This window comes from Nonomuraea sp. NPDC050790 (genome assembly GCF_044456745.1).
GTDB lineage: Bacteria > Actinomycetota > Actinomycetes > Streptosporangiales > Streptosporangiaceae > Nonomuraea.
Genome location: NZ_JBITGF010000011.1, coordinates 269647 through 289167, shown reverse-complemented (window position 1 = coordinate 289167; position 19521 = coordinate 269647). Strand labels below are relative to the sequence as shown.

Annotated in this window: 25 protein-coding genes and 1 riboswitch; of the genes, 12 read left to right on the top strand and 13 right to left on the bottom strand. The window is 73.2% G+C overall.

Annotation, left to right across the window (positions count from 1 at the left end; genetic code table 11):
• Nucleotides 1-5: 5 nt before the first annotated feature.
• Genes ACIBEJ_RS43825 through ACIBEJ_RS43815 form a run of 3 tightly spaced genes read left to right on the top strand, consistent with a single transcriptional unit; the run spans nt 6 to nt 2433 of the window.
• Entirely contained in the window at nt 6-1568 is a 1563-nt protein-coding gene (locus ACIBEJ_RS43825; protein WP_397188893.1) for a carbohydrate binding domain-containing protein, read from the top strand.
• Between the two features lie 42 nt (nt 1569-1610).
• The gene (locus ACIBEJ_RS43820) at nt 1611-2183 is read left to right on the top strand and encodes a TetR/AcrR family transcriptional regulator (protein WP_397188892.1); all 573 of its coding nucleotides are present in this window, start codon (nt 1611-1613) and stop codon (nt 2181-2183) included.
• A 58-nt stretch (nt 2184-2241) separates the two neighbouring features.
• Complete coding sequence (locus ACIBEJ_RS43815) at nt 2242-2433, top strand: DUF5708 family protein (protein ID WP_397188891.1); 192 nt, start codon at nt 2242-2244, stop codon at nt 2431-2433.
• Here ACIBEJ_RS43815 and ACIBEJ_RS43810 read toward each other — a convergent pair.
• Both ACIBEJ_RS43810 and ACIBEJ_RS43805 read right to left on the bottom strand, forming a co-directional pair.
• Entirely contained in the window at nt 2430-2960 is a 531-nt protein-coding gene (locus tag ACIBEJ_RS43810; protein WP_397188890.1) for a dihydrofolate reductase family protein, read from the bottom strand. The genes ACIBEJ_RS43815 and ACIBEJ_RS43810 overlap by 4 nt on opposite strands.
• A 35-nt stretch (nt 2961-2995) precedes the next feature.
• Nucleotides 2996-3463, bottom strand: a complete 468-nt coding sequence (locus ACIBEJ_RS43805; protein WP_397188889.1) for a winged helix-turn-helix domain-containing protein — start codon at nt 3461-3463, stop codon at nt 2996-2998.
• A 77-nt stretch (nt 3464-3540) separates the two neighbouring features.
• On the opposite strand from ACIBEJ_RS43805, the gene ACIBEJ_RS43800 reads away from it, so the two are divergent.
• The gene (locus ACIBEJ_RS43800; RefSeq protein ID WP_397188888.1) at nt 3541-3903 is read left to right on the top strand and encodes an ACT domain-containing protein; all 363 of its coding nucleotides are present in this window, start codon (nt 3541-3543) and stop codon (nt 3901-3903) included.
• On the opposite strand, the gene ACIBEJ_RS43795 is transcribed toward ACIBEJ_RS43800, so the two are convergent.
• From ACIBEJ_RS43795 to ACIBEJ_RS43785, 3 genes are read right to left on the bottom strand one after another with little or no spacing between them, the layout of a single operon-like run.
• Nucleotides 3900-4709: a YybH family protein gene (locus ACIBEJ_RS43795; RefSeq protein ID WP_397188887.1), complete on the bottom strand. Its 810-nt coding sequence runs from the start codon at nt 4707-4709 to the stop codon at nt 3900-3902. The genes ACIBEJ_RS43800 and ACIBEJ_RS43795 overlap by 4 nt on opposite strands.
• 32 nt (nt 4710-4741) lie before the next feature.
• On the bottom strand, nt 4742-5764 hold the full coding sequence (locus tag ACIBEJ_RS43790) for a sigma-70 family RNA polymerase sigma factor (protein ID WP_397188886.1): 1023 nt from the start codon (nt 5762-5764) through the stop codon (nt 4742-4744).
• 10 nt (nt 5765-5774) lie between these two features.
• Nucleotides 5775-6161: a MerR family transcriptional regulator gene (locus ACIBEJ_RS43785; RefSeq protein WP_397188885.1), complete on the bottom strand. Its 387-nt coding sequence runs from the start codon at nt 6159-6161 to the stop codon at nt 5775-5777.
• A 76-nt stretch (nt 6162-6237) separates the two neighbouring features.
• Here ACIBEJ_RS43785 and ACIBEJ_RS43780 point away from each other — a divergent pair, with 76 nt between their 5' ends.
• Nucleotides 6238-6999: an MBL fold metallo-hydrolase gene (locus tag ACIBEJ_RS43780; protein WP_397188884.1), complete on the top strand. Its 762-nt coding sequence runs from the start codon at nt 6238-6240 to the stop codon at nt 6997-6999.
• Nucleotides 7000-7073: 74 nt separating this feature from the next.
• Here ACIBEJ_RS43780 and ACIBEJ_RS43775 read toward each other — a convergent pair whose 3' ends face one another.
• Both ACIBEJ_RS43775 and ACIBEJ_RS43770 read right to left on the bottom strand, forming a co-directional pair.
• Nucleotides 7074-8153: a S1 family peptidase gene (locus ACIBEJ_RS43775; protein ID WP_397188883.1), complete on the bottom strand. Its 1080-nt coding sequence runs from the start codon at nt 8151-8153 to the stop codon at nt 7074-7076.
• A gap of 113 nt (nt 8154-8266) precedes the next feature.
• Entirely contained in the window at nt 8267-9442 is a 1176-nt protein-coding gene (locus ACIBEJ_RS43770) for a glycosyltransferase (RefSeq protein ID WP_397188882.1), read from the bottom strand.
• Between the two features lie 36 nt (nt 9443-9478).
• On the opposite strand from ACIBEJ_RS43770, the gene ACIBEJ_RS43765 reads away from it, so the two are divergent.
• Nucleotides 9479-10042, top strand: coding sequence for a TetR/AcrR family transcriptional regulator (locus tag ACIBEJ_RS43765; protein ID WP_397188881.1), 564 nt, complete (start codon nt 9479-9481; stop codon nt 10040-10042).
• Here the strand turns inward: ACIBEJ_RS43765 and ACIBEJ_RS43760 are convergent.
• Both ACIBEJ_RS43760 and ACIBEJ_RS43755 read right to left on the bottom strand, forming a co-directional pair.
• Nucleotides 10039-10437 (bottom strand): RidA family protein, encoded by a 399-nt coding sequence (locus tag ACIBEJ_RS43760; RefSeq protein ID WP_397188880.1) that lies wholly within the window; start codon nt 10435-10437, stop codon nt 10039-10041. The genes ACIBEJ_RS43765 and ACIBEJ_RS43760 overlap by 4 nt on opposite strands.
• A gap of 11 nt (nt 10438-10448) precedes the next feature.
• Nucleotides 10449-11018 carry a TIGR03086 family metal-binding protein gene (locus ACIBEJ_RS43755; RefSeq protein WP_397188879.1) on the bottom strand — a complete coding sequence of 190 codons (570 nt, stop codon included), beginning with the start codon at nt 11016-11018 and terminating at the stop codon, nt 10449-10451.
• A 51-nt stretch (nt 11019-11069) separates the two neighbouring features.
• Between ACIBEJ_RS43755 and ACIBEJ_RS43750 the strand changes: the two genes are divergently transcribed.
• Together ACIBEJ_RS43750 and ACIBEJ_RS43745 are read left to right on the top strand one after the other, a co-directional pair.
• Nucleotides 11070-11492, top strand: coding sequence for a MarR family winged helix-turn-helix transcriptional regulator (locus tag ACIBEJ_RS43750; RefSeq protein WP_397188878.1), 423 nt, complete (start codon nt 11070-11072; stop codon nt 11490-11492).
• Nucleotides 11489-11977 (top strand): MarR family winged helix-turn-helix transcriptional regulator, encoded by a 489-nt coding sequence (locus ACIBEJ_RS43745; RefSeq protein WP_397188877.1) that lies wholly within the window; start codon nt 11489-11491, stop codon nt 11975-11977. The genes ACIBEJ_RS43750 and ACIBEJ_RS43745 overlap by 4 nt, the downstream gene beginning before the upstream one ends.
• Nucleotides 11978-12002: 25 nt before the next feature.
• Here ACIBEJ_RS43745 and cobF read toward each other — a convergent pair whose 3' ends face one another.
• Complete coding sequence (cobF, locus tag ACIBEJ_RS43740) at nt 12003-12749, bottom strand: precorrin-6A synthase (deacetylating) (RefSeq protein WP_397188876.1); 747 nt, start codon at nt 12747-12749, stop codon at nt 12003-12005.
• A gap of 71 nt (nt 12750-12820) precedes the next feature.
• Between cobF and ACIBEJ_RS43735 the strand changes: the two genes are divergently transcribed.
• The 4 genes from ACIBEJ_RS43735 to ACIBEJ_RS43720 are packed head-to-tail and all read left to right on the top strand — an operon-like array spanning nt 12821 to nt 15969.
• A complete protein-coding gene (locus ACIBEJ_RS43735; RefSeq protein WP_397188875.1) occupies nt 12821-13204 on the top strand; it encodes a PPOX class F420-dependent oxidoreductase in 384 nt (127 codons plus the stop codon).
• Nucleotides 13201-14418, top strand: coding sequence for a precorrin-6y C5,15-methyltransferase (decarboxylating) subunit CbiE (cbiE, locus tag ACIBEJ_RS43730; protein WP_397188874.1), 1218 nt, complete (start codon nt 13201-13203; stop codon nt 14416-14418). Before ACIBEJ_RS43735 ends, cbiE begins: the two co-directional genes overlap by 4 nt.
• Before the next feature lie 40 nt (nt 14419-14458).
• Nucleotides 14459-15202, top strand: coding sequence for a precorrin-4 C(11)-methyltransferase (cobM, locus tag ACIBEJ_RS43725; protein ID WP_397188873.1), 744 nt, complete (start codon nt 14459-14461; stop codon nt 15200-15202).
• Nucleotides 15199-15969, top strand: a complete 771-nt coding sequence (locus tag ACIBEJ_RS43720) for a cobalt-precorrin-6A reductase (protein WP_397188872.1) — start codon at nt 15199-15201, stop codon at nt 15967-15969. The genes cobM and ACIBEJ_RS43720 overlap by 4 nt, the downstream gene beginning before the upstream one ends.
• Here the strand turns inward: ACIBEJ_RS43720 and ACIBEJ_RS43715 are convergent.
• From ACIBEJ_RS43715 to ACIBEJ_RS43705, 3 genes are all read right to left on the bottom strand, one after another.
• A complete protein-coding gene (locus tag ACIBEJ_RS43715) occupies nt 15957-17486 on the bottom strand; it encodes a precorrin-2 C(20)-methyltransferase (RefSeq protein ID WP_397188871.1) in 1530 nt (509 codons plus the stop codon). The genes ACIBEJ_RS43720 and ACIBEJ_RS43715 overlap by 13 nt on opposite strands.
• Nucleotides 17486-18106 (bottom strand): precorrin-8X methylmutase, encoded by a 621-nt coding sequence (locus tag ACIBEJ_RS43710; RefSeq protein WP_397188870.1) that lies wholly within the window; start codon nt 18104-18106, stop codon nt 17486-17488. Before ACIBEJ_RS43710 ends, ACIBEJ_RS43715 begins: the two co-directional genes overlap by 1 nt.
• Entirely contained in the window at nt 18103-19314 is a 1212-nt protein-coding gene (locus tag ACIBEJ_RS43705; RefSeq protein ID WP_397188869.1) for a precorrin-3B synthase, read from the bottom strand. Before ACIBEJ_RS43705 ends, ACIBEJ_RS43710 begins: the two co-directional genes overlap by 4 nt.
• Nucleotides 19306-19512, top strand: a riboswitch (cobalamin riboswitch). It overlaps the preceding gene by 9 nt.
• Nucleotides 19513-19521 lie beyond the last annotated feature (9 nt).

Here is a 19521-nt window from a genome sequence, read left to right as displayed (position 1 = left end):
CGCCAATGAAGCGATCGTCCCTGAGGCGAGCATCGTCGCGCCTCCTCGTGCTGGCCGCATCCTTACTGCTTGCGCTGGCCGGCGTCCTGGTCGTCCAGACCTCGGCCCAAGCAGCCAACCTCCTCGTGAACCCGGGCTTCGAGTCAGGAGCCCTGTCCCCCTGGTCGTGTACCGGCGGCCTCGGGTCGGTGGTCTCGACGCCCGTGCAGTCCGGCTCGAAGGCGCTGGCGGGCGCCGTGAGCGGATCCGACAACGCCAAGTGCAGCCAGTCGGTGAGCGTGCGGCCGAACACCGCGTACACGCTGAGCGCCTGGGTACGCGGCAGCTACGTCTACCTCGGCGTCACCGGAGGCAGCCCCCGCTGGACCTCCTCCACCGCGTACACGCAGCTCTCGGTCTCCTTCACCACCGGCGCGAACCAGAGTACCGCCGAGATCTACCTGCACGGCTGGTACGGCCAGGGCACCTACTACGCCGACGACGTCAGCTTCGACGGACCCGGCGGCCCGACCCCGACCGTCAGCCCGACCCCCACGATCAGCCCCACCCCCACGATCAGCCCCACCCCGACGATCTCCCCCACCGTCTCGCCCACGCCGACGCCGACCGACACCACCTGCCCGGTGAAGTCGCGGCCCACCGGCAAGGTCCTGCAGGGCTACTGGGAGAACTGGGACGGCGCGATCAACGGCGTGCACCCGCCCTTCGGCTGGACCCCGATCACCGACCCGCGCATGAAGGCGCACGGCTACAACGTGATCAACGCGGCCTTCCCCGTCATCCGCTCCGACGGCACGGTGCTGTGGGAGGACGGCATGGACGTGACCGTCAAGGTCTCCACCCCGGCCGAGATGTGCCAGGCCAAGGCGGCGGGCGCGACCATCCTGATGTCCATCGGCGGCGCGGCGGCCGGCATCGACCTCAGCTCCAGCACCGTCGCCGACCGGTTTGTGGCGACCATCGTGCCGATCCTCAAGCGCTACAACTTCGACGGCATCGACGTCGACATCGAGACCGGCCTGACCGGCAGCGGCAACATCAACACGCTCTCGACCTCGCAGGCCAACCTCATCCGCATCATCGACGGCGTGCTCGCCCAGATGCCGTCGAACTTCGGCCTGACCATGGCTCCGGAGACCGCGTACGTGACCGGCGGCAGCGTCACCTACGGCTCGATCTGGGGCGCCTACCTGCCGATCATCAAGAAGTACGCCGACAACGGCCGCCTGTGGTGGCTGAACATGCAGTACTACAACGGCAGCATGTACGGCTGCTCCGGCGACTCCTACTCCGCCGGGACCGTCCAGGGCTTCGTCGCCCAGACGACCTGCCTGAACAACGGGCTGGTCATCCAGGGGACGACGATCCGCTTGCCGTACGACAAGCAGGTGCCGGGACTGCCCGCGCAGCCCGGCGCGGGCGGCGGGTACATGTCGCCCTCGCTCGTCTCCCAGAGCTGGAACAGCTTCAGCGGCCAGCTCAAGGGCCTGATGACGTGGTCCATCAACTGGGACGGTTCCAAGAACTGGACGTTCGGTGACAACGTCAAGGCGCTGCAAGGGAGATAGTTAACAGAGACGAACCGTCTCGTCTCTGATAATGTCGATCTCGTGACCCGCCGCAACGAGGCCGCAAGGCAGGCCATCCTCACGGCTGCCTACGACCTCGTGGGTGAGATCGGCTATAGCAAGCTGAGCGTCGAGGGCATCGCGACCCGGGCCGGGGTGGGTAAGCAGACCATCTACCGCTGGTGGCCGTCCAAGGGCGCGGTGCTCCTCGACGCTCTGCTGCTGACCGTGGGCGGCCCGGCCGGCGACCTGCCCGACACCGGCGACCTGGAAGCCGACCTGCGCACGATCCTGTTCGCGACCGTGGATGAGTTCGCCGACCCCGGCGTCGACGCCGTCATGCGGGGACTGATCGCCGAGATCGCGCACGACCCCGGCCTGGCCGCGCTCTACGCCGAGCGGGTCGACGGGCCGGTGCGCGAGCTCAAGCGCCGCCGCCTGCGCGCGGCCCAGGAGGCCGGCCAGATCGACCCGGACCTCGACCTCGACGCCGCCGTCGACCTGCTGTGGGGACCGCTGCTCAGCCGCTGGCTGCAGCGCGCCGGCCCCCTCGACCACGACTTCGCGGCCAGGACGATCAGCATGGCGCTGTCCGGCATGAGCCGAAAGATGTAGGGCGGAATCGTCGGCCGGCAGGAAGATCCGCGCCGCACCCCTCGCTAGCGTTGGGTCCATGAGATCTGCCCGCAAGACCCTCCTGACCGGCCTCGCCACCTTCGCCCTCGGACTGGCCCTCTGGCTGTGGGGGCTGGACGTCGAGATCGTGATCTTCACCCCGTCGAAGGTCGGCATCGTGCTCATGGTGATCGGCGGCCTGGAGTTCCTCTACGGCGTCTTCAAGGCCACCCGCCCGCAGGAGCGCTAGCCCCGCTCGACCGCGTACTTCGTCTGGACCATGCCCGCCTCCAGCACCTTCGTCGACAGGTGACGCAGCGAGACGTCGGCCTCCAGCGGGCCGAACAGCGGGACGCCGGTGCCGATCAGCACCGGCACCGTGCTGATCGTCAGCTCGTCGATCAGGCCCGCGCGCAGGAACGACTGGATGACCTTGCCGCCGTCGATGTAGGCGGACCCGACGCCGCGCGCGTTGAGGCCCTCGACCACCTCGTCCAGGCTGCGGTAGATCGTGATCCGCGGATCGTCGGTCTCCAGGCTGGTGCTGAGTACCACGACGTCCAGCCCGTGGTACGGCCAGTTCTCCTCGCCGAACCCGAGTCCCGCCTCGTAGGTGCCGCGGCCCATCACGATCGTGCCGATGCCGGAGATGAACTCGTCGTAGCCGTACTCGCCCGTCGCCTCACCCCGGCTGATCAGCCACTGGAGGTCGCCGTCGAGCCGGGCGATGAAGCCGTCGACGCTGATGCCGATGAACACGCAAGACTTGAAACCCATGCCTTCGACCCTACGGACGGCGACCTGGGCGGGAATCAGTCGCGGTATAGGTAACCGGGCTGGACCGGCATCACGTAGCCGACGCCGCGCAGCGTGCGGATATAGGTGGTGTTCAGGTCGGCCTGGCTGAGCCGGGAGCGCAGACGGTAGACGGCCGACTTCACCATGTCCCGCCCGCCGGGCACGTCGCCGGTGCCCCACCCGGCCATCAGCAGGCGGCCCATCGACTGGGGCTCGCCCTGGTGGGTGGCCAGGTGGGCGAGGAGCTTGAACTCGACGAACGGCAGGTCGAGGCGGCGGCCCATGACGTAGGCGACGTGCTCGCCCAGGTCGAGGACGAGGTTGCCGGCCCGGAGACGCTGGGGGGCGGGGCGGGGCCGTACCGGGGGCTGGGGCTGAGACTGAGACTGAGGCTGGGGCGGCTCGGGGGTGGCCGCCCGCTCGGGCGCGGCCGCCCGGCCGCGGATCTTCTGAAACATCGTCAGCCCGTCCATGGTCGGCATGAGCACGTCGATTGTGTCAGTTACCAGGCTATTTCGGAAAGCCGCCCCCCGCCCAGGAGCCCCTAGGGTGAGGGTTCATGAGCTCACCCACTGCCCAGCGCCTGGGCGTCGTGCCGTCCGTGTTCGCGGTGGAACACCTCCCCCACGCCACCTTCCCCGAGGACGACGAGTGGATCGCGCTGGTGCGCGCTCCCGAGGGCCTGACCGTGGTGCGCGAGACCTGGCCGACCGGTTCCGGCGAGCGCTGGATCGGCCTGTACGGCCACGCCCGCGGCCTGCTGGCGGAGGTGGTGGGCCCGCTGGCCGAGGCGTCGATCCAGGTGTTCGTGGCCTCGACCTTCCACGCCGACCTGGTCCTGGTGCCCGAGCACCGCGTCCGGGAGGCCGTGGAGGTCCTGGAGCGGGCCGGGCACCGGGTGGACGCCAAGAACCTCGCCTAGCCCAGCGGGCGCAGGTCGGTGCGGGCCTGGCCGGTCTCGGGGTCGCGGGGGTAGGACAGGTGCTGGTGGACCATCAGCCACCCGCCGTCCCTGCGCTCGAAGACCCGCGTCGCGCGCGACCAGGTCTCGAAGCCCTCGCCGCGCACCACGTTGACGCACCAGGCCACCGCGAGGTCGTCCTTGGTCAGCACCGTCAGGCCGGGGTTGTCCAGGGTGACGTCCGGTGTCTCCAGGCCGCGCGCGCAGACCTCCCGCACGGCCTCGACGCCGCGGTACTCCAGCGGCGTCTCGTGCTCGTAGGAGACCACGTCGGCGGCGATGGTCGCCATCATGCCGTCGAGGTCGGCGGCAGCGGTCTGGCGGGACCAGGTCTCGTGCAGCTCCCGAATCTCCCGGTCGGCGTCGGCGGGCGGGCCGAGCGGGAAGGAGTGGTGCTCGTGGGTGACCACCCATCGGCCGCCCTTCTTGCGCAGGCCGAGCGTGAGCCGCAGCCGGTTGTCCGGGTCGGCGGCGAACTCCCGCTCGGTGCCGCAGCGCAGCAACGCGTGGGCGAAGGCCACGTCCTCGCCCGCCGTGACCTCCAGCGACTCGATCTCGAACACCGCCCCCGACGCCTGCCACTCGAAGAAGGGCGGCCAGGTCTCGCGGTAGGCGTCGATGCCGCGCACGCCCTGGTGGGGCGGCGGCACGTCGAACATGACGATGTCCTTGGCGTGGTCGGCCAGCACGCCGTCCAGGTCGCCGCCGTGCACGGCCTCGGCCCAGCGCTCGATCAGGGTGCGAATTTCCTGCTCGTCGGTCTTCATGGTTTCTGTCCCTTTCGCTTGTGCTCTCGGGACTACAACCCGGGTGGCGGGCCGAACTCATCGCGGGGCAGCGAGGTCGGCAGGCCGTACTCGGCGAAGTCGGCCTGGAGGAAGGAGACGACCTCGGCGATGAGCGGGCCGCGCAGGCGGAGGAGGTCCAGGCCGGTGGGGACGTAGGCGTCGCGGCCCGCGTCCCACATGTAGGTGGCGACGGCGATCTGGCCGTTGGCCTCGGCGGGCAGGATGCGCCAGTGGTGGGTCAACGGGCCGTCCTCCAGGAAGCCGCGGATGCCGGCGTGGCCCTGGTACCAGACGGTCAGCGGCGGCATCGAGTACTTGGCGTCGTCGGTGAGCATGGCCACGATCGCGGCGACGTCGCGGGCCTCCCAGGCGGTCAGGTAGCGCTGGACCAGCTCCCGCTGCGCGGCCTCGCCCAGCGTGTCGAGCGTGCGGCGCTGGCTGGTCTCCGGCAGCAGCTCCGACAGGACCTTCCTGGCCCGCTGCAGGGCGCTGTTGACCGCCGCGACCGTGGTGTCGAGCTGGTCGGCGGTCTCGCGCGCGGCGTAGCCGAGCACGTCGCGCAGCAGGAGCACCGCCCGCTGCAGCGGCGACAGGTGCTGCAGGGCCGCCACGAACGCCAGCTCCACGCTCTCGCGGGCCAGCGCCCTGGCCTCGGGCCCGAGCTCGGCCGTCCAGGTCATCAGCCGGTCGGGGTACGGCTCCAGCCACGCCTTCTCCGCCAGCGGCGCGCCGTCCTGGCTCAGATCGGCCGGCAGTTCCCTGCGCCCGCGGCGCTCGATCAGCGTGAGCGAGCGGTTCGTGGCGATCCGGTACAGCCAGGGGCGCAGGCCGCCCCGGTCCTCGAAGCGGGGCAGCGACCGCCACGCCCGGTCGAGCGCCTCCTGCACCGCGTCCTCGGCGTCGTGGAGGGAGCCCAGCATGCGGTAGCAGTGGGCGCGCAGCTCGTCGCGGAGCGGGCCGACGAGCCTGCCGAAGGCTTGGTCGTCACCGGCCCGCGCGGCGGCCAGGAGGTCTTCGGCCGTGGTCTCTTCCATGTCCCCATCCTCACCGGGCGGCGCGCCGTACCGCCTGCTTGAACTCGGGGCACTCCACGAGCGGGTCGTGATCGCAGACGGCGGCGTGGCGCAGGCTGTCGCGCAGGCGGGTGAGCTGCTCGACCCGCGCGTCCACCTCGCGCTCCTTGGCGGCGAGATGGGCGCGCAGGACCTCGTCGCCGGGACGGGCGCTCAGGAAGCGGGCGATCTCCGCGAGCGTGAAGCCGGCGTCGCGGGCGCAGGCGATGAGCGCGAGGCGGTCGAGGACGCCGGGGTCGTAGGCGCGGCGCAGGCCGTTGCGCCCGCCGGCGGCGATGAGGCCCTTGCGCTCGTAGAAGCGCAGCGCCGACGGGGCCAGACCGGAGCGCCGCGCCACCTCGCCGATGTCGAGTTCCATCAGACTCCTTGACTTGAAGCGTGGTTCAAGTAGGAGCCTAACCGGCATGAGAGTCCATCACCTCAATCTCGCTTCCATGCGCACCATCGACGCCACCGACGACTCCCTGCCGGCCGCCGCGGCCGTGTGCCACGCCCTTCTGGTCGAGACGGCCGCCTCCGGGCTCGTGCTGGTCGAGGCCGGGCTGGGCCAGGACGACGTGGCACGGCCCGGCGAACTGCTCGACGCCGAGTGGGCGGCGGCCGTCGAGCCCGCGCTCCGACCGGCCGAGACCGCCGTGCGGCAGGTCGCCGCGCTGGGTTACGACCCGGCCGACGTACGGCACGTCGTGCTCACCCACCTCGACGTGGACCACAGCGGCGGCCTGCCCGACTTCCCCTGGGCGCGGGTGCACGTGATGGCGGCGGAACTGGAGGCGGCGCTGGCGGAGGCGCCGAGCCGCCGCTACCGGCCCGGCCACTGGGCGCACGGCCCCGACTGGGCGACCTACCGCCCCTCACGCGAGAGCTGGTACGGCATGGCCGGCGCGGTGCCGCTGACCGGCCTGCCGCCCGACTTCCTGCTGATCCCGCTGGGCGGGCACTCCCGCGGCCACGCGGGCGTCGCGGTGCGCGACGGCGCCGGCTGGCTGCTGCACGCGGGCGACGCCTACTTCTACCACCGCGAACTGGACGAGGAGCCCGAGGTCCATCCGCTCATGGACATCCTGCAGAACTCCTCCCAGGTGGACGCCGAACTGCGCCTGGCCAACCGGGACCGGCTGCGCGCCCTGCGGCACGAGCACGGCGTGGAGGTCGTCTCGGCGCACGACCCGTGGGAGTACGCCAGGCACACATGAGCGTGCCCGGCGCGAAACGCGCCGGGCACGCCGTGGGACCCGGGTCAGGCGGGGGAATCCACCCGGGCCTTGGGTCAGCCGACCACGAGTGTCAGGCCGTAGGTTGACAGGATCTCGTTGACCGGCTGGTGATAGGTCGTCCCTCCGGAACTGCAGTTGCCGGAACCGCCGGAGGTGACGCCCTGGGCCTGGCTGCCGGAGATGAACGAACCGCCCGAGTCACCGGGCTGCGCGCACGCGCTGGTGCGGGTCAGGCCGGTGACGGTGCCCTGCGGGTAGCGAACGGTGGCGTTGTGCTGCTGGATGGTGCCGCAGCGCCATCCGGTGGTGGAGCCGGAGCGGCAGATCGAGGCTCCGACGGAGGCCTGCGTCGAGCCGCGCACGATGACGTTCTGGCCACCGGACCCGCGCACCCACGGACGGACCGTGTTGCCGGGAGCCGCGACCCACGCGTAGTCGTTGCCGGGGAACGACGAGCCCTGGAAGGTGCCCGTCGGGTTGGTGGTGCGGGCGCCGGTGCGGCCGCAGTGACCGGCGGTCACGAAGCCGGGCGTGCTGGCACGGGTCACGGAGAAGCCCACGCTGCAGCGGCTGGAGCCGATGTAGTAGGGGGCGCCGCCGATGATGTCGATGAACGGCTGGGGGCTCTCGGTCGTCACGGCGATCCGCACGGCGGTGCGGTCCACGCCCGCGGCGGCCACGAGGGCCTCCCCGGCTTCCTGCGTGGCGGCCTGGACGGCGACGGTGTTGGTGGTGACGTCGACGAACCACAGTGCGCCCGCGCCCTTGTCGGCGGCCGCGTCAAGCTGGTCCTTGACGGCGGTGAGCTGGGCAAGTGTCAGTGAGACGACGACAGGCTGGGCGCCCTGGGCTTCGATCGACGCGGCGGCGGCCTTGTCGGTGGTGGCGACGTTCAGCTTGGAGGCGTCGGCGTTCAGCCAGGAGCCGGCGTACGAGGCGCCGAGCTGGGTGGAGAGTTTGGCCTCTGCGGCCGCGGCGCGCTGCTCGTTGGCGAGCCGGGTGTGCACTTGCTGTTCGGTGAGACCGAGGTCCCGCTCCATGGCGTCGACCATGGCGGGCGGGGCCTGCTCCGGAGCGGCGGACGGGGGCTCTGCGTGGGCGGCGGTGACCGGACCCGCTAAACAGAGCGCCACGATCGTGGCCGTGACGAGTGCGGAGCGTTGACTCGACATATGCACTCCTTTTCGGGGGGTGCTGTCAAATTAACGTTTGCTGTACCGCCCTTTCCATCCCAAAGGGATCCTTATCAGGACGTTATGCAAGCGTGTTCCACGGCCTCTACCACGGGCGCGGCACCATCTTCGGCCGCGATCACGCCCGCGATTTCCTCCGCCCGGGTACGGCAGGCGCCCGCATCGGCCATCGCCCGAGCCAGCCGTTGCGGAGTGACCCGCCCGGCGAGCGGAGCCGGCGCCGCCCCCAGCAGCCACAGCCGCCGCGCCCACAGCGGCTGGTCGCCCCAGACGGGCATCGTCACCGCGGGCACCCCGGCCCGCAGCCCGGCCGCGGTGGTCCCGGCGCCCGCGTGGTGCACCAGCGCCGACATGCGCGGGAACAGCCACTCGTGCGGCACCTCTCCCACGCCCAGCACGCCGTCGGCCAGGTGCCCTTCCACACCGGTCTGCAGGACGCCGCGCAGCCCCGCCCGGCGCAGCGCGGCCAGGGCCAGGTCGGTGAAGCGCCCGGCGTGGCTGCCCGAGCCGACGAACACCGGCGGCGGCCCCGCGTCCAGGAACGCGGCCAGGTCACCGGGCGGCGCCCACCCGGGCCTGGGCGCCGGCCACCAGTAGCCGGTCACCTCCAGCCCGGTACGCCAGTCCGCCGGCCGGGGCAGCACGCTCGGGCTGTAGCCGTGGAAGACCGGCCAGCGGCTCGACTCGCGCCGCCGGTACACCGCCCGCGAGCTCATCGGCGCCAGCCCCAGCCGGGCACGCAGCTTCCTGGCGGAGCCGGAGTGCGCGGGCGAGGGGGCCGCGAACAGGAGCCGGGCCGCCGCCCGGTTGCCCCACCGGCCCAGCGAGCGGCGGAAGGCGCCCATGACCGGCGGGAAGTCGCCGGTCGGCTCGACGGGCTGCAGGTGGACGCCCATGCTCGGGATGCCCATGGCCTCGGCCACGTGGTACCCGGCGGAGGCGGACACGCCGAGCAGCAGCAGGTCGGCGCCGGCCGTGGCGGCGTCCACGATGCCGTCCACGACCCGCCCGGCGTAGGCGGAGAAGGCGGCCGGGTTCCGGGTGCCGAGCAGGGCGGCGGGGTCGCCGGGCAGCTCGCGGAACTCCAGCCCCGCGTCGGTGACCAGGCCCGCGTAGGGCGCGTGGGCGGCGATCGCCACCTCGTGCCCCGCCGCGCGGATCCGCGCGCCGAGCCCGGTGTAGGGGGCTACGTCACCCCTGGTGCCCACTCCTATGATCAGCACGCGCATGCTTTTACAATGCAAGCGCATGGTAAAGGAGTCAAGATGCCGAAGGTCGTCGATCACGCGCTGCGGCGCCGTCAGATCGCCGAGGCGGTGCATCGGCTCATCGACGCCCACGGCATCGACCGCGTCAGCCTGCGCGAGGTCGCCGCCGAGGCCGGTGTCAGCATGGGACTGGTGCAGCACTACTTCACGACCAAGGACGAGATGCTCCTGCTGGCGATGGAGCACCTGCACCTGCGCATCACCGAGCGGGTCGGCCAGGTGAGCGGTTCGCCGCGGGAGGTCCTGCGGGCCGCGATCCTGGAACTGCTGCCGCTGGACGAGGTCAGGCGGAGCGAGGCGCGGATCGGGACGGCGTACCTGGCCAGGTCCGTGGTGGCCGGGGACCTGGCCAGAGTGCTGCGGGACGGCCTGCCGTTCGTGCTGGGGTTCTACGCGGGCGTGATCGGCGCGATTCGGCCCGACCTGGACGCGGAGCGGGAGGCGAGCGCGCTGTTCGCCATGGCCCAGGGGCTGGTCCACCCGGCGCTGATCGGGTACTACGGCCCGGAGGCGGTGGAGGCGATCGTGGACGGCTGTCTGGACCGGCTGTTCGACGGCTAGAGCGGCAGCACGGCCACCGCCTCGACCTCGACGAGCTGGTCCTCGTAACCGAGGACGGCCACGCCGAGCAGGGTGCTGGGGGCCTCGTGGCCGCCCATGTACTCGCGGTAGACGTTCCACGCGGCGACCAGGTCGGCCCGGTCGGTGGAGGCGACGTACACGGTGGTCTTGGCGATGTCGGTCAGCTTGGCGCCCACCTCCTCCAGGGAGATCACGAGGTTGCGCATCACCTGGTGGGCCTGACCGGCCACGTCGCCCACCGCCACGGTCCTGCCCTCGGTGTCGAGGGGGCAGGCGCCGGCGACCCAGATGTTGCGCACCGGGGCGTCGGCGACCGCGGCATAGGCGTACTGGGCTCGCGTCAGGCGGTCGCTGTACTCAAGACGGACACTCATGATCTTCTCCTTTAGTCGGGCCAAACAGGCGAACGGCCCAGCATGGCGACGATGCGGTCGAGCCGGGCACCGTCCGTCCACGCTATCGCCGGAGCGAAGGAGGCGCCGGGCACGGTGCGAGCCCGCCCTCCCGGTACGGCTTCCGCCACCGGCAGCGCGGCCTCCAGCAGCTCCGGCTCGAAGTCCACGGTCAGTCCGAGCGTCCTGGCCACGTCCCAGGAGTGGACGACGTAGTCGATGAAGTGGAAGCCGATCGCCCGCGCCGCGGGGACGACCACGCCCAGCTCCGGCAGCGGAAACTCGGCCGCGACCGCGCCGGAGAAGGCGGCCAGCACGTGCTCGGCCGCCGCGCGGTAGGCAGCGGCCGGGTCCTCGCCCAGGTCGCGGGGCCGCCACGCGTCCAGCCCCTCCTCGCCGCGCGCCGCGGCGGCGAAGCCGTGGTGCTGGGCGGTCATGTGCGCGAGCAGGTCACGAAGGGTCCATCCGGCGCACGGGGTGGGCCGGTCGAGGTCGGCTACGCCCGCCCGGTCCACGAGCGCGACGCTCGTCCGGACGGCACGGGCGTCGTATTCGATAAGCATGCACCTATCATCTGCATGGGCATATCGTATGTCAATCGCTATCGTGAGAGGGTGACTGAACGCCGCGACCTCGCCGCGATGCTCCACCCGCTGGTCAAGGCCCTGATCGCCGCGGAGATCCGGGTGCTGGAACCGCACGGGATCTCCATGTGGGCCTACGTGGTGCTCAGCGCCCTGGACGACGGGCCGGTGCGTACCCAGGCCGCGCTCGCGGAGGCGGTCGGGGCGGACAAGACGCGCATCATCGGCACCCTCGACCGGCTGCAGGAGGCGGGGCTGATCACCCGCGAGCCGGACCCCGGCGACCGCAGGGTCCGGCTGCTGGCGATCACCGCGGCGGGCCGCGCGAAGCGGCGGGCGGCGCGCGCCGACATCCAGGCGGGCGAGGAACACCTGCTCGCAGCGCTGCCGCCGGGCGAGCGCGAGGTCTTTCTCCGGGCCGCCGAGACGCTGGCCCATAGTGTGGCCACGTGACCCAGGACCCCACCGAGATCAGCCACTGGCGGGCCCTCCGTCTCCTCCAGGCCCGCATGGACGAGGACATCGCCAGGTTCTACACCGAGGCGCGCATCGAGGGGCTCAAGCCCAGCTACGTGATGGAGCTGATCAAGCTGCACCTGCGCGGGCCCATGACCATCAAGGAACTGGCCTTGGCCGTGCGGCGCACCCACTCCGCGCTCAGCCAGAAGGTCGCCGCGATGCGCAGGGCGGGGCTGGTCGAGACCGTCACCGGCGCGGACGCCCGCAGCAAGCAGGTCGTGCTGACCGAACGGGCCGCCGGCATGATCGACCGGCTGATGGCCGAGTGGCGCGCGACCGAGAGCGCGCTGGCCGAGATCGAGGCGGAGATCCCCTACCCGCTGGGGCGGGTGGTCCAGGACATCGAGCGGGCGCTGGAGCGCAGGAGCTTTCACGACCGCATCGCGGAGAAGCTCGCCGCCGACCCCGCGTGGAGCTGAGCGGGACGGCGTGCTCGCCGCGCGGCTACGAGCGGCGCAGCAGGTACGTGTCCATGATCCAGCCCTTGCGCTCGCGGGCCTCGGCGCGCCGCCGCCGGATCTCCCCGGCCACCTCGGGCACCGGGCCCTCCACCCGGATCTCGTCGGGAGTGCCCAGGTATGCGCCCCAGTAGATGTGCCACTCCGGTCCCAGCCCGGCGAAGGAGCAGTGCGCGTCGAGCATCACCAGCACGTCGTCGGCCGGCGGTCCCTCGGCGGCCAGGCGGCGGCCGGTGGTGATCTGGACCGGGCGTCCGACCCGGGTGAGGCTGGTGCGGTGGGCCGCGGTCAGCGCCGCGACGCTGGTGATGCCGGGCACCACCGCGTACTCGAAGCTCACCCGGCCGGCCGCGAGGATCTCCTCGACGATGGCCGGCGTGCTGTCGTACAGGCCCGGGTCGCCCCACACGAGGAAGGCGCCGGTCTGCCCGTCGGGCAGTTCCTCCTCGATCAGCCGCTCGTAGACGGCGGCCCGGCGCGAGCGCCAGTCCTCGACCGCGCCGGTGTAGGCGGGCGTGGTGCGGTCCCGCTCGGGATCCTCCGCCACCACGATCCGGTACGGCTCCCGCCCATGCTCCTCGATCAGCCGGTGCCGGAGATCGGCCAGATCGTGCTTGACCGCCCCCTTGTCCAGGACGAAGAAGACCTGCGCGGCGGCGATGGCCTTGACGCCCTGCAGCGTGAGGTGGTCGGGGTCACCGGCGCCGATGCCGATGATGAGGATGCGTTTCACCGGAGAGAGTCTGCCTTCGGAGGGGATGTCGGGCGCGATTACGATATCCCCGGTCAGGCAGAAGGAGACGTGTGAACCTGTTCGAGCAAGGTGACGGTTTTGCAGCGTTCTGGGAGGAACGTCACCTCTGTACGCTCACGACCGTCCGACCCGACGGCACCCCGCACGTGGTCCCGGTCGGGGTCACGCTCGACCTCGCGACCGGCGTCGCCCGGGTGATCACCTCGGGGACGTCGCGGAAGGCCAGGTACGCCGCCCAGGGCGCCCAGGTCGCCGTCTGCCAGGTGGACGGGCGCCGGTGGTCCACGCTGGAGGGCCGGGCCGTACTCAGGGAGGAGCCCGAGCAGGTCGCCGACGCCGAGCGGCGCTACACCGCCCGCTACAAGCCGCCGCGCGAGAACCCGGCCCGCGTCGTCATCGAGATCCACGTCACGCGCGTGCTGGGCAACGTGTGATCACCGTCGTCGGCATCGGCGCGGACGGCTGGGACGGCCTCGCGCCCGGTTCGCGGGCGGCCGTGGAACGCGCCGAGGTGATCATGGGCAGCGCCCGCCAGCTCGGCACGCTGCCGCGGCTCGCCGCCGAGCGCGTCACCTGGCCCACGCCGTTGCTGCCCGCGCTCGAAGGGCTCGTCGAGGCGTACCGAGAGCGCGAGGTCTGCGTGCTGGCCAGCGGCGATCCGATGTTCTTCGGGATCGGCTCGACGCTGGTCAGGCTGCTCGGCGCCGACCGCCTCACCGTGCTCCCCCACGTGTCCTCGCTGTCGCTGGCCTGCGCGCGGCTCGGCTGGCCGGTCGAGGGCGTCGAGGTGATCAGCCTGGTGGGCCGGCCGTCGGCGGCGCTCAACGCCGCCCTCGCACCGGGCCGGCGCGTGGCCGTGCTCGGCTCGGGACGCGACTCGCCCGCCGAGGTCGCCGCCCTGCTCACCGCGCGCGGATACGGCCGCAGCACGCTCACGGTCCTGTCCGATCTGGGCGCGGCCGCCGAGTCCCGCCTGGACGGCGCCGCCGCCACCTGGACCGGCGCGCCCGGCTCCGCCCTCAACGTCATCGCCGTCACCTGCCGCCCCGACCCCGGACTGGAGCCGCTGGCCCGCGTGCCCGGCCTGCCCGACACCGCGTTCGAGCACGACGGGCAGCTCACCAAGCGCGAGGTCCGCGCGGTGACGCTGTCGCGGCTGGCGCCGCTGCCCGGCGAGCACCTGTGGGACGTCGGCGCCGGCGCGGGCAGCATCGCGATCGAGTGGATGCGCTCCCACCCCTCCTGTACGGCCAGCGCCGTCGAGAGCCACCCGGCCAGAGCCGCCGCCATGCGGAGGAACGCCGACACCCTGGGCGTACCCGGCCTGGAGATCGTCGCCGCCCGCGCGCCCGAGGGCCTGGCCGGACTGCCCGAGCCCGACGCGGTCTTCGTCGGCGGCGGGCTCACCACGCCAGGCGTGCTGGAGGCGTGCTGGGCCGCGCTGCGGCCCGGCGGCCGGCTGGTGGCCAACGCGGTCACGCTGGAGTCGGAGGCGCTCGCCGTCCGCCGGCAGGCCGAGCACGGCGGCGACCTGGTACGCCTGTCGGTCCAGCGGGCCGGACCCGTGGGCGGGTTCACCGCGTGGCGGCCGATGATGCCGGTGACCGTGTGGTCGGTCACAAAGCCCAGCGGAGAGGACGCGCCGTGACCGTGTGGTCGGTCGCGGCGCCGAGCGGGGAGGACCTGCCGTGACCGTGTACTTCATCGGGGCCGGGCCCGGGGCGGCCGACCTGGTCACCCTGCGCGGGCTGCGGGTGCTGGAGCGGGCGCCGGTGTGCCTGTACGCCGGTTCGCTGGTGCCGCGCGAGCTGCTGGAGTCCTGCCCGGCGGGGGCGCGCCTGGTGGACACCGCGAACCTGACGCTCGACCAGATCGTCGCCGAGTTCGAGGCCGCGCACGCCGCCGGGCACGACGTGGCCAGGCTGCACTCGGGTGACCCGTCGGTGTTCAGCGCGGTGGCCGAGCAGATGCGGCGGCTGGACGCGGCCGGGGTGCCGTACGAGGTGGTGCCGGGGGTGCCCGCGTTCGCCGCCGCCGCGGCGGCGCTGGGCAGGGAGCTGACCGTGCCCGGCGTCGGGCAGACGGTGGTGCTGACCCGCGTGTCCGGCCGGGCCACGCCCATGCCGCCGGGCGAGGACCTGGCCACGCTGGGGACGAGCGCCGCCACGATGGTGCTGCACCTGGCCGTGCAGCGGATCGACCAGGTGGTCGAGGAGCTGTTGCCGTCCTACGGGGCCGGGTGCCCGGTGGCGGTGGTGGCGCGGGCCAGCCGGGAGGACGAGCTGATCCTGCGCGGAACCCTGTCCGACATCGCCGCCCAGGTGAAGGCGGCCGGGGTCAGGCGGACTGCGGTGATCGTGGTGGGCCGCGTGCTGTCGGCCTCGGAGTTCCCCGACAGCCATCTGTACAGCGCCGCACGGGAGCGCCCGTGACCCCGCCCGCCGCTGCGACCAGGCGCCCGGCCGGGGTGCTCATTCTCGGGGGTACGGCCGAGGCCAGGGCGCTGGCCGCCGAGCTGGTGCCGACCGGCAGGCGGGTGGTGTCGTCGCTGGCCGGGCGGGTCTCCAACCCTCGGCTGCCCGTCGGTGAGGTGCGCGAGGGCGGCTTCGGCGGGCCCGAGGGACTGGCCGGGTGGATCGCGGCGGAGAACATCGGGCTGCTCGTGGACGCCACCCACCCCTTCGCCGAGCGGATGACCGCCTCGGCCGCCTCCGCCGCCGCCCTGGCCGGGGTGCCGCTGCTGGTGCTGCGGCGTCCGGGCTGGCGGGAGGGGCCGGGCGACCGGTGGCGGCGGGTGCCCTCGCTGGCCGCTGCCGCCGCCGAGCTGGGGCGTTCGTTCCCCGGCGGACGGGTGTTCCTGACGACGGGGCGGCGGAGCCTGCCGGTGTTCGCCGGGCTGGACTCGATGTGGTTCCTGGCCAGGTCGGTGGATCCGCCCGCGCCGCCGGTGCCCGCGAACACGCACGTGGTGCTGGACCGCGGGCCGTACACGGTGGAGGGTGAGCGCGCGCTCGTCGGCGAGCACCGCCTCGACGTGCTGGTCACCAAGGACAGCGGCGGCGCGATGACGAGCGCGAAGCTCGTCGCCGCCCGGGAGCTGGCACTCCCGGTGTTCATGGTGGATCGGCCGCCGCTGCCCGAGGGGGTGCGGCTGGTGGAGAGCGTGGACGAGGCCGCCGCCTGGGTTCAGGCCGGGTAGCGGCGCGGGGTGTAGACGGCGCCGCTCTCGCTCACCCGGGTGGTCGAGGAGCCGATGATCAGCAGGCAGCGCATGTCCACGTCGGCCGGGTCGAGCTCGGCCAGGGTGGTGACGGTGACCGACTCGCGCGGGCCGCCGACGTCGCGGCCGATCACGACGGGCGTGCCGGGCGCGCGGTGCTCCAGCAGCAGGTCCCGCGCGGCCCCCACCTGCCAGGTACGGCTGCGCGAAGCCGGGTTGTACAGGGCCAGCACCAGGTCCGCCCGCGCCGCGGCGCGCAGCCGTTCGGCCACCACCTCCCACGGCTTGAGCAGGTCCGACAGCGACAGCACGCAGTAGTCGTGACCCAGCGGCGCCCCCACCCTGCCCGCCACGGCCTGCGCGGCGGTCAGCCCCGGCACCACCCGCACCGGCACGTCCGGGAAGTCCGCCGCCGCCTCCAGCACGGCGCTGGCCATCGCGAACACGCCCGGGTCGCCGGAGGAGACCACCGCCACCCTGGCTCCCTCGCGCGCCATCTCCAGCGCGTGCCTGGCCCGCTCGGCCTCGACCCGGTTGTCGGTGCGGTGCCGGCGCTGGCGCGGGTTGGGCTGGACCCGGTCCACGTAGGGGCCGTAACCGACCAGGTCGGTGGCGGCGGCCAGCGCCTCCTGCGCCTCGGGTGTGAGCCACGGCCGCCCGGCGGGCCCGAGCCCGACCACGACGACCTCGCCGGGCCCCTGCCCCTCGGCCCGCTCCGGCACGAACGTGTGCTCGGGGCCCTGGCCCTCGGCCCGCTCGGGCACGAACGTGTGCTCGGCCGGGCTCGGCAGCAGCGCCAGCGAGAAGTACGGCACGCCCTCGGGATCCACGTCCTTCAGCGGCGCGACCCGCTGGGCGTCCATGGTGGCGCGCTCCACGTACCAGGCGTCGTCCAGCCGTCCGGCCTCGGCCAGCGCGTCGCGTACCTTCTCGAACGTGCGGCCCAGTTTCAGCACCGCCGCCGAGTCGGTGGCGCGCAGCCGCTCGGCCAGCACCTCGCCCGGCAGCGTGCCGGGCAGCACGGTCAGCGTCTCGTCCCGCTCGACCAGCGGGCGGCCGAGCACCGCCGACGCCCCGCTGATCGAGGTGACGCCGGGCACCACCTCGGTCGGGTAGCGGTGGGCCAGGCGCTTGTGCATGTGCATGTAGGAGCCGTAGAAGAGCGGGTCGCCCTCGCTCAGCACCACGACCGTCCGCCCGGCGTCGAGGTGGGCGGACAGCCTGGCGGCGCACTCCACGTAGAAGTCGTCCAGCGCGCCCTGGTAGCCGCCGGGGTGGTCGGTGGTCTCCGTGGTCAGCGGGTAGAGCAGCAGCTCCTCGACCTGCCCCTCCCGCAGGTACGGCCGCGCGATCGAGCGGGCGATGCTGCGCCCGTGCCTGGCGGCGTGGTAGGCGATGACGTCGGCCTCGCCGATCAGCCTGGCCGCCTTCACCGTGATCAGCTCCGGGTCGCCCGGCCCCAGGCCCACGCCGTACAGGCGTCCGGTGTTCTCCATCACTCCACCTCGCTCGCGATGGCGTTGACCGCCGCCGCCGTCATCGCGCTGCCGCCGCGCCTGCCGTGCACCACGAGGTGCTCCAGCCCGCTCTCGGCCAGCGCCTGCTTGGACTCGGCCGCGCCGATGAACCCCACCGGAATCCCCAGCACCGCCGCCGGCCTCGGCCCGCCCGCCGCGACGATCTCCAGCAGCCGGAACAGCGCCGTGGGCGCGTTGCCGATCGCCACGACCGCGCCGTCCAGCCGGTCGCGCCAGAACTCCAGCGCCGCGGCGCTGCGCGTGGTGCCCATCTCCTCGGCCAGCTCGGCCACGCCGGGCGCGCCCAGCGTGCAGATCACCTCGTTGTCCGCGGGCAGCCTGCGCCTGGTCACGCCGGAGGCGACCATCATGGCGTCGCACAGGATCGGCGCCCCCGCCCCGAGCGCCGCGCGCGCCCGCCCGACCACCTCCGGCGACCAGCCGAGGTCGCCGACCAGGTCGGTCATCCCGCACGAGTGGATCATCCGCACCGCCACCTGGGCCACGTCGTCCGGGAGGCCCGACAGGTCCGTCTCGGCGCGGATGGTGGCGAACGAACGCCGGTAGATCTCGGCGCCGTCGCGTATGTAGTCGCTCACTTCTGCCTTTCCTGGTATCCGTCGCCGGTCGCGACCATCTCGATGACCGGGCCCTTGGGCAGGCCGCAGCGGCGTTCGCAGCCCGCCCAGTGCACCGGGAGGTCCGGGCGGTGGATACGGGTGGCCACCCACCGGGCGGCGTCGTGCTGGACGTCGGCCAGGGACTTGGCGCAGCCGGGGCTGCCGGTGCACGCGCTCACCCCGGTCCACGGGGAGTCCGGGTCCGTGACCAGGCCGGATCCGGTCAGGTCGGGGATCTCGGGGAGGTCGAGGAGGACGACGGTACGCCACGGCGTGAGCCGTACCTGGGCGTCGAGGGTGGCGAGCAGGCGCGCCTGGGCCGCGGTGAGCCGCCCGAGCGGGACCACCGCCTCCACCGCCACCCGCCCGCCCGGCACCACGACCACCCCGGCCCCACGCGCCCGCTCGGGATGGAGCGGCCGGGCGGAGGCGGGGTTTGGCCGGGCGGAGGCGGGGTGGGGCCGGGCGGAGGCAGGCGGGGCGGAGGCGGGCCGGGCGGAGGCGGGCCGGGCGGAGGCGGGCCGGGCGGAGGCGGGCCGGGCGGAGGCGGGCCGGGCGGAGGTGAGTCTCGCGGCGATGCGGGCGGGGCCGTCGGGGAGTTCGGCGATGCGCCAGGCGCCGCTGTCGCCGCGCTCGGCGAGGAAGGCGGCCGCGGCGGCCAGCAGGACGTCCACGCCCGCGCCCGGCATCGAGAAGGGCGTCCCGGCCAGCAGGACGCCGTCCTCGACCAGCGTGACGTCGGCGCCCAGCGCGGCCACGTCGCCGGTGCCGTCGTCCAGGGCGAACAGGAAGCGGCCGGGCAGCTCGGCCAGGTCGGGGCGGGCGCACAGGGCGCGGTCCAGTTCCTCCACGAGCGGATGGGTGGCGAAGCCGGTCAGCCGCCCGCCGAGCGGGGAGGCGACGATGTTGCGGACCCGCTCGTGCGTGGGCGACGGCAGCAGGCCCACGGCGGCCATCCGGCCGGCGAACAGCGCGGGAGACTCCAGCGCGCGCACCTGGACGTTGGCGCGCGAGGTCAGCTCGATCCCGCCGGTGCAGAAGGCGGCCAGTTCACGGAGCTGAGCTGGGGTGACGGCCCCGCCGGGCAGGCGGATCCTGGCCAGCGGACCGTCCGCGGCGGCGTGCGTCTGTAGCGCCCCCGGACAGGCATCTGGGCGGAGACGTCCGGAAAAGTCGGCTATGGACACGATGAGGATGGTAACGCCCAGTAGGCTCATCCTTAGGCGACGGCAATGGGAGGAAGCCGGTGAGAAACCGGCGCGGTCCCGCCACTGTGACCGGGGAGCGAACCCCACCACAGGCCACTGCCCGGCGACGGGTGGGAAGGCCGGGGTGAGCGTCGATCCGGGAGCCAGGAGACTCCTGCCGTCGCGACACCTGCGAACGGGGCGAGG